This window comes from Methylobacterium sp. NPDC097929 (assembly GCF_049543375.1).
Classification (GTDB): Bacteria; Pseudomonadota; Alphaproteobacteria; order Rhizobiales; family Beijerinckiaceae; genus Methylobacterium.
This window is the reverse complement of the sequence record NZ_JBMVEP010000022.1, coordinates 12,227-25,225: the sequence shown is the minus strand read 5'-3', so window position 1 is coordinate 25,225 and position 12,999 is coordinate 12,227. Positions and strand designations below refer to the sequence as shown.

Annotated in this window: 11 protein-coding genes and 1 pseudogene; 3 read left to right on the top strand and 9 right to left on the bottom strand. The window is 69.6% G+C overall.

Annotated elements, in window-relative coordinates; translation table 11 throughout:
- Window positions 1–5: 5 nt before the first annotated feature.
- The 6 genes from ACPCJR_RS25255 to ACPCJR_RS25230 all read right to left on the bottom strand — a co-directional run bounded on the left by ACPCJR_RS25255 (window position 6) and on the right by ACPCJR_RS25230 (window position 7,028).
- Window positions 6–1,322, bottom strand: coding sequence for a polysaccharide biosynthesis/export family protein (locus ACPCJR_RS25255; protein WP_391516141.1), 1,317 nt, complete (start codon window positions 1,320–1,322; stop codon window positions 6–8).
- Window positions 1,319–2,269, bottom strand: a complete 951-nt coding sequence (locus ACPCJR_RS25250) for a hypothetical protein (protein WP_391516142.1) — start codon at window positions 2,267–2,269, stop codon at window positions 1,319–1,321. The genes ACPCJR_RS25255 and ACPCJR_RS25250 overlap by 4 nt, the downstream gene beginning before the upstream one ends.
- A 30-nt stretch (window positions 2,270–2,299) precedes the next feature.
- Entirely contained in the window at window positions 2,300–3,469 is a 1,170-nt protein-coding gene (locus ACPCJR_RS25245; RefSeq protein WP_391516144.1) for a glycosyltransferase, read from the bottom strand.
- Window positions 3,470–3,702: 233 nt separating this feature from the next.
- Window positions 3,703–4,407: a sugar transferase gene (locus ACPCJR_RS25240; RefSeq protein WP_391516146.1), complete on the bottom strand. Its 705-nt coding sequence runs from the start codon at window positions 4,405–4,407 to the stop codon at window positions 3,703–3,705.
- A 577-nt stretch (window positions 4,408–4,984) separates the two neighbouring features.
- Window positions 4,985–6,427, bottom strand: a complete 1,443-nt coding sequence (locus tag ACPCJR_RS25235; RefSeq protein WP_391516148.1) for a mannose-1-phosphate guanylyltransferase/mannose-6-phosphate isomerase — start codon at window positions 6,425–6,427, stop codon at window positions 4,985–4,987.
- Window positions 6,428–6,608: 181 nt separating this feature from the next.
- Window positions 6,609–7,028 carry a response regulator gene (locus tag ACPCJR_RS25230; protein WP_391516150.1) on the bottom strand — a complete coding sequence of 140 codons (420 nt, stop codon included), beginning with the start codon at window positions 7,026–7,028 and terminating at the stop codon, window positions 6,609–6,611.
- Window positions 7,029–7,615: 587 nt separating this feature from the next.
- On the opposite strand from ACPCJR_RS25230, the gene ACPCJR_RS25225 reads away from it, so the two are divergent.
- Both ACPCJR_RS25225 and ACPCJR_RS25220 read left to right on the top strand, forming a co-directional pair.
- Window positions 7,616–8,092, top strand: coding sequence for a hypothetical protein (locus ACPCJR_RS25225; protein WP_391516152.1), 477 nt, complete (start codon window positions 7,616–7,618; stop codon window positions 8,090–8,092).
- A gap of 120 nt (window positions 8,093–8,212) precedes the next feature.
- On the top strand, window positions 8,213–9,844 hold the full coding sequence (locus tag ACPCJR_RS25220; protein WP_110354058.1) for an ABC1 kinase family protein: 1,632 nt from the start codon (window positions 8,213–8,215) through the stop codon (window positions 9,842–9,844).
- Window positions 9,845–9,928: 84 nt separating this feature from the next.
- On the opposite strand, the gene ACPCJR_RS25215 is transcribed toward ACPCJR_RS25220, so the two are convergent.
- The 3 genes and pseudogenes from ACPCJR_RS25215 to ACPCJR_RS25205 all read right to left on the bottom strand — a co-directional run bounded on the left by ACPCJR_RS25215 (window position 9,929) and on the right by ACPCJR_RS25205 (window position 12,114).
- Window positions 9,929–10,108, bottom strand: coding sequence for a hypothetical protein (locus tag ACPCJR_RS25215; RefSeq protein WP_391516154.1), 180 nt, complete (start codon window positions 10,106–10,108; stop codon window positions 9,929–9,931).
- Between the two features lie 83 nt (window positions 10,109–10,191).
- Entirely contained in the window at window positions 10,192–11,190 is a 999-nt protein-coding gene (locus ACPCJR_RS25210) for an SDR family oxidoreductase (RefSeq protein WP_391516156.1), read from the bottom strand.
- A 67-nt stretch (window positions 11,191–11,257) separates the two neighbouring features.
- Window positions 11,258–12,114, bottom strand: a pseudogene (locus ACPCJR_RS25205) (SDR family oxidoreductase).
- A gap of 189 nt (window positions 12,115–12,303) precedes the next feature.
- Here ACPCJR_RS25205 and ACPCJR_RS25200 point away from each other — a divergent pair.
- A complete protein-coding gene (locus ACPCJR_RS25200) occupies window positions 12,304–12,966 on the top strand; it encodes an FUSC family protein (protein ID WP_391516158.1) in 663 nt (220 codons plus the stop codon).
- Window positions 12,967–12,999 lie beyond the last annotated feature (33 nt).

The window sequence follows — 12,999 nt, the reverse complement described above, 5'->3', positions numbered from 1 at the left end:
GCGCCTCACTCATCGCTCGCCTGCCCGGCCAGCACGCGGGGGCCGCCCGTGCGCACCGCGGCGGACGGGTCCGGGGCGGCCAGCCGCGGTTGCACGCGCACGACGTCGCCGGGCTGAAGCAGGTCGTCCTCGTCGGCCGGCAGCGTCTCGGCCCGGTTCCCCCGGCGGCGCAGGATGAGATAGTCCGGCTTGGCGTAGGCGTCGGAATTGGCGACCAGGACGGCGGGCGAGGTGATCTCCGCTTGGCGCAGGAGGTGGCGGGCCGCTTCGAGCTTCGCCTCGGTCTCGTTGAGCTTGATCCGCGTCTCGGCCGATTCCTGCAGGGCGACGTTGCGGCGCTGATCCTTCAGGTCGAGGATGTCGCGATCGGCCTTGGAGATGTCCTGCCGTGCCCGGATCACGGCGATCTGAACGTCGAGCCGGTTTGATTCGAGGGTCGCGATGGTCTGCGAGGCCTCGATCTGCCGCGGCATCGCCGAGAGGCCCTTCGCCACGAGGCCGGAGATGCGGGAGAGTTCGCTCTTCATCATCTCGAGCTGATCGACGGTCTTGGCATCCTTGGCCGTCAGGGAGCCGATCTGCTCGGTCAGGAAGTCCTTGTAATGCTTGAGGTTGACGACCTGTGCCTCGACCGCCGCCCGCCGCGTGTCGAGGGCCAGGCGCTCCTCGCGCAGGATGCGGGCGATCTCGGGTTCGCTGCTGCGGGACTGGAGTTCGGCCGGGAAGGTGACCGGGGTCTCCCTGATCTCCGCATCGAGCCGGGCTTGGCGCGCGATCAGGGCGAGGCGGGTCGCCGAAAGCTCCTGCAGGTCGCCGCGCGCCTGCACGGCCTCGCGGGTGAAGCGCAGCAGCAGGTCGGTGGGTACCCGCTGCATGCCGCCGGCGATGCTGACCGCCTGCAGGACGCTGAGCTGGGGCCGGTACTCGTACTCGCCGGGCTTCTCGACGCTGCCCATCACGTAGAACGGGCGGAACTTCACGATCTGGACCGAGGCGTCGGGCCTCGCGGCGAGGCCGGCCTTGGCCCGCAGCCGCTCCGCGAGATCGGCGGCGACCTCCGTCGTCGTGCGTCCGCTGGCCTCGATCTCGCCGACGACCGGGAGGGCCACCAGCCCGGAGGGCGCCACCGTGAACTCACCGGTGAAGGCCTGCCACTGGTAGGCCTCGCCCGTCCCGGCGCGCAGGTCCGAGACCTTGACCTGGAGCTGGTCCTGGGGGCCGAGCCGGTAGGGCTCCCCGGCCCGGGCCATCCCGGCGGTGAGCAGGAAGGCCAGGGCCAGGCCTGCCGCGCCGCGACGCCGGAAGTAGGCGTGCGTCCTCATGCGGTCCTCGCGCGTTCGGGCAGGTTTGCGGTGGGAGCCGTTCGGACGGCGCGCGACGGCGTGGTCCGGGGCAGCAGCACGATCAGCAGGCCGCTCACCGCGCCGAGTCCGGCCATCATGGCGAGCAGCGGTCCCGGCTTCGGGTAGGCGCTGCGCAGCGGCAGCGTGGCGGGCCCGAGCAGGCGCATGTCGGCATCGGGCAGGCCGCCGTCGGGGATGATGCCGAAGCGGATGCCGGCATCGGCCGCGATGATCTGCGTGTGCAGGCTCTTCAGGCGGCTCTGGAGGTAGACGCCCCTGCGCTGCTCGCGGGCGAGCACGCCGCGCAGGCGGTGGGCGGCGTAGGCCACGGCGATGGCGTTGACGACCCGGGCGGCCTGCTCGGCGCTGTGGGCCCGGTAGGAGATCTCGATCACGTAGGACAGGCCGAGGCGGCGCGAGCGCACCCGGTCGGCGAAGGCGTAGAAGTCCGGGACACCGTCGTCGGCGGGTCCGATGAGGCGCTCGAACTGGTGGATCTTGGCGCCGACATAGGCCCAGAGCCCGTCCGGTCCGCTGCGGATCTCGGGCGCCTCGGCGAGGTTCAGCATCTTGAAGACGCGGTAGAGCAATTGCTCCGAGCGCAGCACGCGCAGCTCGGTTTCGCACTGCTCGCCGTCGATCATGAATTGGTGGAAGTGCCGGACGTCCTCGGGGCCGTCGTTGATGATGACGCGCGGTTGCAGGAGAACCTGCGTCGTGGCGACGAAGTCCGGCCGCAGCAGCTTCACGTAGACGGCGCCGAGGACGACGAAGGCCCCGATCCACAGCACGAGGAACGGTGCCTTCCGCCGAAGCAGCCTCAGCGTCGCGGCGATGCCGGCCGAGGCCTCGGACTCGGGGCGCTCGCCGCCCCAGATCGTGCGGGCCGGGGGCGCGGCGCCGCTGCGGAGGCGGGGGCTCCTCATCGCCGCCACGTCCCGCCGCGGGTGCGAGGTTCACGCATAGGCGGGCCGTCGGCGGCTCAGGGGAATGAGCGCGCCGGCCTCCGGCGCCGCATCGGGCGGCTGCTTGCCGTAGGCGTCCATCCAGGCCTCGGCGACGGCTTGGCGCATCTGCCGCTCGAACCGAGCGGGATTGAACTGGCGCGCGTGCAGGGCGATCTCGGCCGGGTCGAGGGCGAGGCCCTCCAGACGCGCGACGGCGTCGATCAGCGCATCCTCGCTCTGCTCGTCGAAGAAGACGCCGGTGCGCCCGTCCACCACCGTCTCGGTAGCGCCGCCGCGGCCGTAGGCGATCACCGGGCGGCCGCTCGCCATGGCCTCCACCGGCACGATCCCGAAATCCTCCTCGCCGGGGAAGATGAGGCCGAGGGCCCGGGCGTAGTGGTGACGCAGGACGGCGAAGGGTTGTGAGCCGAGGATCTGCACCGTGGGACCGGCGAGCGCACGCAGCTCGTCCAGCATCTCGCCGCCGCCGATTACCACGAGGCGCCGCTTCGAGGCGTTGAAGGCACGCACGGCGATGTCCGGCCGCTTGTAGCGGACGAGTTCGCCGACCATCAGATAGTAGTCGCCCAGCTCCTCCAGCCCGACCGGTGCGAAGGCGGCGACATCGACCGGCGGATGCACGATCTCGGCGTCCCGGCGGTAGTACCGGCGGATGCGGCCGGCCACCGTGCTCGAATTGGCGACGAAACGGTCCACCCGCGCGGCCGAACTCTCGTCCCAGATCCGCAGATAATGGGTCAGCAGCGGCATCGCGGCCCGCGCGACCGGTCCGGCACTGCGCCGGTACTCGTGGTACATGTTCCAGATGTACCGCATCGGGGAATGGCAGTAGCAGAGGTGGACTGCGCCCTCCGGCGGGATGATGCCCTTGGCCGGACCCGACTCGCTGCTGATGATCAGGTCGTATCCGCTGAGATCGAGCTGCTCCAGCGCCAGCGGCATCAGCGGCAGGTAGGATTTGTACATCCGCGCCGCCCGCGGAAGCTTGGCGATGAACGAGGTGCGGATCGTGTGGCGGCGCAAATCCTCCGACAGGGCCTCCGGCACGACCACATGGGTGAAGATGTCGGCCTCGGGATACATCCGCCCGAGCGCTTCGATGACCTTCTCGCCGCCCCGCATGCCCACGAGCCAGTAATGGATGATCGCAACACGCATGACGCGCCTCCGGGGCCGGGCTTTACGGGAAGGGATGCTCGCGGGCGGTAGAGCCCTCGTCGGCGGGCCAGCCTCCCTCGTTCGGCCGCTCGGCAAGAGGCCGAGGACGTGGATGGTCGCGCCCGCAGGTGACCCGGCCCGCTCCGCGCGACCTGACGGGACCGATCGCGCGGGCGCCGCTCAAGGGGCCGGCGGCCTCGATATCAGGATTCCGATTTCGCCCGCGCCCGAGACTAGTAGGAGCCCTTGACCATGAAGACGGCCGGGATCGTGCGCAGGATAATCAGGATATCGCCGGTAAAGCTCTGCGACGCGACGTATTGGCGGTCGAGACGCACGCGCTCCGCGTAGGTTGTGTCCGAGCGCCCGCTGACCTGCCAGGCACCGGTGAGACCCGGGCGCACGGCGAAATAGTCGGAGGCGGCATCGCCGTACTTTTCGATTTCCGCATCGACGATCGGCCGCGGCCCGACGATGCTCATCTCGCCCCGCACGATATTGATGAGCTGCGGCAGCTCGTCGAGGCTGGACTTGCGCAGAACCTGACCGATCGGCGTGATGCGCGGGTCGTCCTTGAGCTTGCGCGTCAGCGTCCACTCGGCGAGGGCGGCCGGATTCTCCGCGAGGTGGCGGGCCAGCGCCTCCTGGCTGTCGATGCGCATCGTGCGGAACTTCAAGCAGCCGAAAGTCTTCTGGGCGCGGCCGAGGCGCCGATGGCTGTAGAAGGGCGAGCCGCCATCGGCCACCCAGATCGCCAGGGCGACGAGGACGAGCAGGGGCAGCAGGAGGGCGAGCGCGATCAGGGCGGTGCTCAGATCGAACCCGCGCTTGACCACACGATCGACGGCTCGGCGCGCGCCCAGGGGGCGCAGGGCCGATGGGAGGAGGGAGGCCCTCTTCAAACGCGGGCCGATCAGGAACAGGTTTTGATCCGACACCTAGGCCTCCTTATTGGCGAGATCCCCGAAAGAAACCGTTAACCACGCTGGACTATGCTTGCCTTTTGCGGCGCAGCATGACAAGTCCGGTCGCGAGCAAGTGCTGCTCAAGTTTTCAGCCTGACGAGTTTTTTGTAGGCATGCGGCAAGCCAATAATCGGATTGCCATCCTGTGTTCGGAGGTTCGTCGGCGTTCACCGAAGCGAAGTCCGTCGAATTCCGGAGGTGAGCCGGTGGTCGGTGAAACCGGGGGCGGTGCCTGAAACCTGCCGAATCGTTTTCGGCGCAGCGGAACTCGGCGCGATTCGAGTCGATGTGCTGCCTGTTTCAGCTCAGGCGTCGATCGGGATGCCACCGATACTTGGTGTTTCCGGCTGTGTTGCGTTGCAAAATGCGCCGCTTGCGGGCGTGATGCGACGCCCGGTTTCAGGTCGGAAGAGACCGAGGTCGCGCCAGCCTCGGAGGCCGCGGGCAAAGCAGGAGGCGCCGCCCGGTTCGCGACCGGTCATCGCCCGCTTTTCAGGCGCGGCCGGGGAGGGGGCGGCATGCGGAGTCGATCGGCGCTCCGGGGCGGGTCTCAGCGTCCGTAGACGTCCTCGACGCGGATGATGTCGTCCTCGCCCGTGTAGGAGCCGACCTGCACCTCGATCAGTTCGAGCGGGATCTTGCCGGGGTTCGTCAGCCGGTGCATCGAGCCGATCGGCAGGTAGACCGCCTCGTTCTCGTGCACCAGCACCACCCGCGCATCGACCGTCACCTCGGCCGTGCCCTTGACCACCACCCAGTGCTCGGCCCGGTGGAAGTGCTTCTGCAGCGAGAGCCGCCCGCCCGGCGTCACCATGATCCGCTTCACCTGGAAGCGCTCGCCGATGTCGATGCGCTGGTACCAGCCCCAGGGCCGGTACATCCGGCGATGGGCATCCGCCTCTGGATGCGCCTTCGCCCGCAGGACGCTCACGAGATCCTTGACCTTGCCGGACTGGGACTTGGAGGCGACGAGCACCGCGTCGGGGGTGGCGACCACGACCACGTCATCGAGCCCGACCACGGTGGTGAGCCCCTCGCCCTCGCTGTGGACGAGGCTGCCCGTGGTCTCCACGAGCTCGACCCGGCCGCGCACGGCGTTGCCCCGCGCATCGCGCTCCAGCACCTGCCAGACCGCATCCCAGGTGCCGACATCCGACCACGCGAAGGAGACCGCCAGCACACCCGCGCGGGTCGTGCGCTCCATCACCGCGTAGTCGATCGAGATCTTCGGGATTTGCCCGAAGGCCTCGGCGTCGAGGCGCACGAAGTCGAGATCGGTCGCCGCCGCCTGGAGCGCCGCTCGAGCGCCCGCGAGCACGTCCGGGGCGAAGGCTTCGAGTTCGGCGATCATCACGTCGGCGCGAAACAGGAAGTAGCCGGAATTCCACAGCGCTCCTTCGGCGATCAGCCGCTCGGCCCCGGCCGCGTCCGGCTTCTCGACGAAGCGCTCGACCGCGCAGCCGGCTCGATCACCGCCCTCGCCCGTGGGTAGCGGAGCGCCGCGGCGGATGTAGCCGTAATCGGTGGCGGGCCGGGTCGGCTCAATGCCGAGCGTCATGGTGTAGCCGGCGCGCGCGCCCTCGGCGGCGGCTGCGACCGCCCGGCGGAAGGCGTCGGCGTCGCCGATGACGTGGTCGGCCGCCATGATCAGCACGAGCGCCTGCGGATCGGTGCGGGCACCGTGGAGGGCTGCGACCGCTACGGCAGCGGCCGAGTCGCGCCCCTGCGGTTCGAGGATGATGTCGGCGGAGAGCCCCGCCTGCACGAGCTGTTCGGCAACGATGAAGCGCGACTCGGCTGCCGCGATCACGGTGGGCCGGGCGAACAGGCCGGGGTCGGCGACGCGGCGCGCGGTGGCCTGGAAGGTGGATTGGTCCGGATCGACGAGGCGGGCGAACTGCTTGGGCATGCTCTCGCGCGAGGCCGGCCAAAGCCGCGTGCCCGCGCCACCACAGAGGATCACGGGGCGGATGAGAGAGGACGATTCGCGCACGTGATCAGGGTTCCTTCGGTTTGGGGCACCGCACCGGCCGGGACCCTCAGGGGGCAGGCCCGGCTCGGGCGAAACGCGGGCTGGAATACGACCTCAAGGCAGACGGACGGCGCTTCAAACCTGGGCTCTGTTCGCCCCATCGATGGTACGGACAGACGTTGTCGAACGCTCACGCGAGGGCTCATTCAGGCGCACGATATCCTTCTTCTCCGCCGGTTGCTGAAAGCCGGTCGTGAAAATCGATCCGTTTCCGGCTGGACGCCTCCAGGCATTCCCTGACGACACGCCCCAGAACCTTCAGGTCAACGGGTTTTGCGAGAAACCACGCTCCGAGAACGATGTCCCCGTAGCGCGGCTGGCTCTGTGCGGAGGTGATGAGAATGGCAACATGCGGAAATTCCATGCTGACGATGCGTGCGAGTTCGTATCCATCGACATGGCCCGGCGTAATCACATCCGTGATCAAGACCTGCACGTCAGGTCTGCTGCGAAGACAGGTGAGGGCCTCGTCGCAGGTCGGTGCGGCGATGACACGAAATCCCTCGCGAGCCAGTGCGGCGCAGGTCGTCGTCCGGATGGCCGTCTCGTCCTCCGCGATCACGACGAGCGGACCTTGTCTCCCGGCCGGACTACTTCGCGGGATGGACGGAAATTCTGAGGCGATGTTGGGCACGCTCGAACACCAACGATGAGTCGGGAGGCAAGACGCCGACGACCGGCACGACATCAATGCCAGCGGGGTGAAGGAACTGATGACCTGCACGGCTCTGTTTGCTGAATGCTCTGCATTTGTCATGCCACCAAAACAGGTGTGCTCACAGTTCTCAGCCGATGTTGGGTTCCCGCCCGTGATGTGACGATCGAGGTTGGAGGCTTCGAGCGTTCGCGCTCAGGGCCGGCAGATGACGTTGCGGGGAGGGCAGGCATCGCTCTGCAGCTGCGAAGAGCGACGGATGATCCCGGGACGAACCGACAGCCGGGCGTCGTTCGGGTGCGGGTCGGCGCGATGGACCTGGAACACATCCGCTGCGACGACGGCCGGGAGAGGGGCCCGAGCCGGGGACACCGTCGCCATCCGGTGCCGCTCGCGTCCCGGCTCCGAAGAGTCCGCAGGGCTGCCCCGCGCGGCTCGACCTTGATGCGGCCCATCTTGGCATGACGATAGGCGCCTCAACCCGGGGGCAAGCCATGACGGCCTTTCGCGCGCTTCTTCTGACGGCCGTTCTGCTCGCGGGAGGTGTGGGCGGCTATCTCGGTTGGGCGCTGTCCAGCGAGGAGGGCTACGCCGTCGGGGGCCGGGCCTTGAAGGCGCGCTACGGCTTCCTCGTCATGCCGCATGCCGAGCGGCAGAGCCTGCGCAAGCTCGCGATGATGAAGGCGGCGGGCCAGTGCGAGTGGGAACTCGACGAGACCTTCTGGAGCCGGATCTACCAGCTCTATGTCGGCGAGGTGCACGGCGTCCGCGCCGCCGTCTACGAGACCTTGCTGGACGAGCAGGAGCGCTACTTCCTGGCCGATGCGGATCATCGCCGCTGCCACGCGGCCTGGGCCCGCTTCGGTGTCGAGGGGGCGGACGTTCCGGGAATCCTACGCACGGTTCCCGCGAGCACCTCCGAGCCGACGGGCCTCGTCGTCGACGTTCGCGCCGAGGCGGCGGTCCCCTGATCGGCCGGGATGCGGACCGCATCCTAAAAAAGCCCCATGCCCTGATCATTGCGAAAGACCCGGGCGAGGGCCTCTTCGGTCTTGCCGCGGCCGACGCTTCGCGCGACAGGCAAGACCGCCATGCTCAAAACCGCCTTCGTCGCCGCACGCGACCGTCAGCGCCTCTCGGAGATCGCCTCGGTCCTGATCGGGTTCGGCCTGACCAAGGTCGTCGACCGGCTCGGCCTGCACAACATCCCGCTCATCCCCCGCCGCACGCCGCGGGTCGATGTCGCGCGCCTGTCCCAGCCCGAGCGCCTGCGCCGCGCCATCGAGACGCTGGGACCGACCTTCATCAAGTTCGGCCAGATCCTGGCGAGCCGCCCGGACCTGCTCTCGCCGGTCTGGACCGACGAGCTGGAGAAGCTGCACAGCCAAGTGAAGCCGGTGCCGTGGGCCCTGATCGGGCCGCAGCTCGAGGCCGATCTCGGCGCGCCGCCGGAGGAGGTCTTCGCCGAGTTCGATCTCAACCCGATCGCGTCCGCCTCGATCGCCCAGGTCTACCGCGCCCGCCTGCATTCCGGCGAGGAGGTCGTGGTCAAGGTGCTGCGGCCGGGCCTGCGCAAGGTCATCGAGGCTGACCTTCGGCTGATGGCGCACGGGGCCCGCATCGTCGAGGCGGAGTGGCCCGAGATGGCCCGCTACCAGCCTCAGGAGCAGATGCGCCACCTCGCCAACGGCCTCAACGGCGAGCTCGACCTGCTCAACGAGGCCCGCAACTGCGAGATGATCGCCGAGATCTTCGCGGGCCGCGACGACATCGTCATCCCGAAGATCTTCTGGGAGTGGTGTTCCGAGCGGGTGCTCGTTCAGGAATTCATCCACGGCATCTCGCCCAACGACGCCGCCGCCCTGCGCACGATGGGGGCGGACAAGAAGGCGCTGGCGCAGAAGGGCTGCGACGCCTTCCTGCGCATGGCCCTGATCGAGGGCGTGTTCCACGCCGACCCGCACCCGGGAAACCTGCTGATCCTGCCCGGCAACCGGATCGGCTTCATCGATTTCGGCATCGTCGGGCGCCTGTCGCAGAAGCGGCGCCAGCAGCTCCTCGTGCTGATCGGCTCCATGCTCAAGCAGGATGTCGACGGCCTGATGGCCACGCTGCTGGACTGGACCGGCACCTCGAACCCAGATCTGAGCAAGCTGGAGCAATCCGCCCAGAACTTCGTCCAGGCCCATTCCTCGATCCCGCTCAATCTCGGGCTCGTGCTCACCGACTTCATGACCATGGCCCGCGAGAACGACCTCGCGATGCCGACCGACCTCGCGATCCTGTTCAAGGGGCTGGTGACCGCCGACGGCGTGATGCGCCAACTCGATCCGGGCTTCGACCTGTTCGCCGCCGCCGGGCCCACCGTGCGGGCGAGCATGCGCTCGCAATTCTCCCTGCGCGGGCTGATGCGCAAGGCCGAGTCGCTCGGGACCGGCCTCTACGGGGCGGCCTCCGAGCTGCCGACCCTGATCCATCTCATGCTGGTGCGCCTGAAGCAGGGGCGCGTCACCGTCGAGATCGAGCTGAAGGGGATGGACAAGCTGGTGCGCGGCATCGAGCGGGGTGCCGCGCGGGTCGCGGTCGGCCTCGTGGTGGCGGCCTTCGCCACGCAGCTTGCCCCGCGCCTCATCGATCTCGGCACGCCGGTCTTCGTCATCATCGGCCTGACCGTGGCGATGCTTGGGGTCGGCTGGCTGCTCCTCTTGAGCCGGGACCGCTGAGTCGGTCCGGTCTGCGGCGGCCTCCGCCCTGGGGCGGGGGCCGTTGCAGGCGGCGCGGCGGCGCCGTCCGGTTTCGTCACCCGCTCAGGCGCGGATGACGGGCTTGGCCTTGAGCGCTGCGGCCAGCGCCTTGAGCTGACGGTCGAGGTCGGCCAGTTCGTTCAGGGCGATGGTCTTGTGGCCCGCCTTGACCGCGCGCTCGATGTCGCTGACCTGCGAGGAGGCCATGCGCTTCAGTTCGGTCGCGAGTTGGTCCCTGGTCATCGGCGCTCCTTTCATCACCAGGCTCGATGGGCCGGTGATAGGGGCTTAGGCTTAACCGGGGGTTTTCTTCGCGCCGTCTCCGTTCACCGTTCCGGCGACCGATGCCTTCGGCCGAGGCGGTGGCTCAGCGCGAGCGCGACCCCCGCACCTGCAACGGCAAGGCCGATCCCGCTCAAGGTGGAGGCCGGGGGCAAGCCCTTGCGCGCGAGCCAGCCGCCGCGCGCCGCGGTGCCCTCCGCGACCGGTGCGCGCAGCGCCCCGTGCGTGATGGGAGCGGGACTCGCCCGGTCGAGCGCCCTGTGGAGGGCCATGCCCATCAGGTGCTCCGTCGGACCCGGCATCAAGGCGTAGGCGGCCTGCGCCGCGCGGGCCGGCCAGCCCACCGCGATCTCGTCGCGGGGATGGCGCACCACGTGGACCAAGGTCTCGGCCACCTCCTCGGGGGCGTAGAGCATCGGGCCGGGGTCGAGGGTGCGGCCCGAAACGTTGGCGCCGTGCACGAAGCCCGGGGTGTCGACCATCGCCGGAAACACCGCGCAGACATGGATATGGGGAAAGCGCCGCAGTTCCTGGCGCAGACTCGCCGTGAAGCCGCGCAGGCCGAACTTGCTCGCCGTGTAGGCCGCCGCGAACGGCGCCGGCGCCCAGCCGCCGAGCGAGACCATGTTGACGAGGACGCCGCGCTCCCGCTCGAGGAAGCGGGGCAGGACGGCGTAGGCGCCGTGGATCGTGCCGAGCAGGTTCACCTCGATCGTGCGGCGATGCAGATCGAGCGGCGCGTCCTGGAACGGGCCGAACACGCCGGTGCCGGCATTGTTGATCCAGGCGTCGATGCGCCCGAAGCGCTCCTCCGCCACCCGCGCCAGGGCCTCGACCGCCTGCGGATCGGTCACGTCCGTCGGAACGGCCAGGGCCGCGGGGCCGAGCCGCGCGCATTCCTGCGCGAGCCGCTCCAGCGGCTCGCGGCGCCGGGCGGCGGCGACGACGTGGGCGCCCGCGCGGGCGAAGGCGAGGGCGGCGGCGCGGCCGATGCCGCTCGAGGCGCCGGCGATGACGACGACGGCGCCGTGCAGGTTTCTCACGATCGGCTCCCGGTCAAAGCGTCCGGCCTCCGCAGAGCGGAGGCATCCGTTCGGGTTCGGCGAAACATCAGATGATCGGCTTGCCGCCGGTCACCGCCACGGTGGCGCCGGAGACGTAGCTCGACTCGTCGGAGGCGAGCATGACGTAGATCGGCGCGAGTTCCTTGGGCTGGCCCGGTCGCTTCATCGGCACCTGGGAGCCGAACTGCTTCACCTTCTCGGCCGGCATGGTCGAGGGGATCAGCGGCGTCCAGATCGGACCCGGGGCGACGCAGTTCACGCGGATGCCCCGCTCGGCCAGCATCTGCGCGAGGCCGCCGGTGTAGTTCTGGATGGCGCCCTTGGTGGTGGCGTAGGCCAGCAGCTGCGGGCTCGGCGCGTCGGCGTTGACCGAGGTCGTGTTGATGATGGACGAGCCCTCGCGCATGTGCGGGAGCACGGCCTTGGTCAGGTAGAACATCGCGTGGATGTTCACGCGAAACGTCGTCTCCCACTCCTCGTCCGAGATCTCCTCCGGAGCGCCGAAGGTCGCCTGATGCGCGGCGTTGTTGACGAGCACGTCGACGCGCCCGAACGCCTCGACCGCCCGCTCGACGATCTGTCGGCAATGGGCGGCGTCACCGATATCGCCCGGCACCAGCACCGCCTTGCGGCCGGCCTCCTCGATCAGGCGGCGCGTCTCGGCGGCGTCCTCCTCCTCGTCGAGATAGGAGATCAGCACGTCCGCGCCCTCGCGGGCGAAGGCGAGGGCCACGGCCCGGCCGATCCGGAATCGCCGCCCGTCACGATGGCCTTCTTGCCCTCCAGACGCCCGCATCCCCGGTAGCTCGTCTCGCCGTGGTCCGGCCTTGGGTCCATCGCGGCAGTGCGGCCGGGCATCGGCTGGGGCTGGTCGAGGAAGGGGGGCTTCGGAAAGGATTCCATCGGCTCGGGTTCCGGCGCTTCGCGTGTCGGGGATTGTGGGGGCGTGCCCGGACAACCCCGGTGCGCCGGAGCGGTTCGGCCGAATTTTCCTGCGGCCCGCGCGCGATTTGCAGCCGCGACGCGCGTTGATGCGGGCGCCTGCAACCGAGCATCGGTCCGCGGGCGAGGGCAGGGACGAAGGAAGAGCGAATGCGAGCCGAACGGGATTCGGTGGGGGCGCAGGGCGAGCGGCGTGCGGAGGAGGCGGTCGAGGACGCCGTGCGGGCCGAGGCCGCCGCAGCGACGCGCGAGGAGACGCGCCAGGCCGATCGCGACACCAGCCGCATTCGCTGGCTGGGCGATCAGGTCACGCGGCTGCGCAAGCGCCTGCCGCTGCGGCGCCGCTTCTCGGGCGGGCTCGCCCACGGCGTGATGTCGGCGGCGGCGGCCATCATCGCCTACCTGCCGACGCAGCTGCTCGGCCTGCGCGAGGGATTCTGGGCGGCGATCACCGCGGTCGCCGTCGCGCAGACCGAGTTCGGCGCGACCCGCTCCACCGCCCGCGATCAGTTCACCGGCGCCACGATCGGCGGGGTCGTCGGGCTCGGCGCCTATCTCGGCCTCGGCCCGTCGCTGCCGACCTACGCCGCCGCCGTGGTGCTGGCGACGCTGGCCTGCTGGCTCTTCAACGTCGCCAGCGCCTGCCGGCTGGCCGGCATCACCGCCACCATCATCCTGCTCGTGCCCCATGTCGGGTCGGTGGAGCTCATGGCGGGCTCGCGGGTGGTGGAGGTCGGCTGGGGCGTGTGCGTGGCGATCGGCACGGTCTGGGTCGTCACCCGCCTCAACCAGAGGATCGGCATCAAGCTCTGAGGCCGGCCTGCGCGTCGGGCACCCGGACGCGGC

Bases quoted from the DNA above. Each gene is read 5' to 3' on its own strand.
- ACPCJR_RS25200 (WP_391516158.1), top strand. From the start codon at position 12,304: ATGCGAGCCGAACGGGATTCGGTGGGGGCGCAGGGCGAGCGGCGTGCG.
- ACPCJR_RS25225 (WP_391516152.1), top strand. From the start codon at position 7,616: ATGACGGCCTTTCGCGCGCTTCTTCTGACGGCCGTTCTGCTCGCGGGA.
- ACPCJR_RS25255 (WP_391516141.1), bottom strand. From the start codon at position 1,322: ATGAGGACGCACGCCTACTTCCGGCGTCGCGGCGCGGCAGGCCTGGCC.
- ACPCJR_RS25220 (WP_110354058.1), top strand. From the start codon at position 8,213: ATGCTCAAAACCGCCTTCGTCGCCGCACGCGACCGTCAGCGCCTCTCG.
- ACPCJR_RS25245 (WP_391516144.1), bottom strand. From the start codon at position 3,469: ATGCGTGTTGCGATCATCCATTACTGGCTCGTGGGCATGCGGGGCGGC.
- ACPCJR_RS25250 (WP_391516142.1), bottom strand. From the start codon at position 2,269: ATGAGGAGCCCCCGCCTCCGCAGCGGCGCCGCGCCCCCGGCCCGCACG.
- ACPCJR_RS25215 (WP_391516154.1), bottom strand. From the start codon at position 10,108: ATGACCAGGGACCAACTCGCGACCGAACTGAAGCGCATGGCCTCCTCG.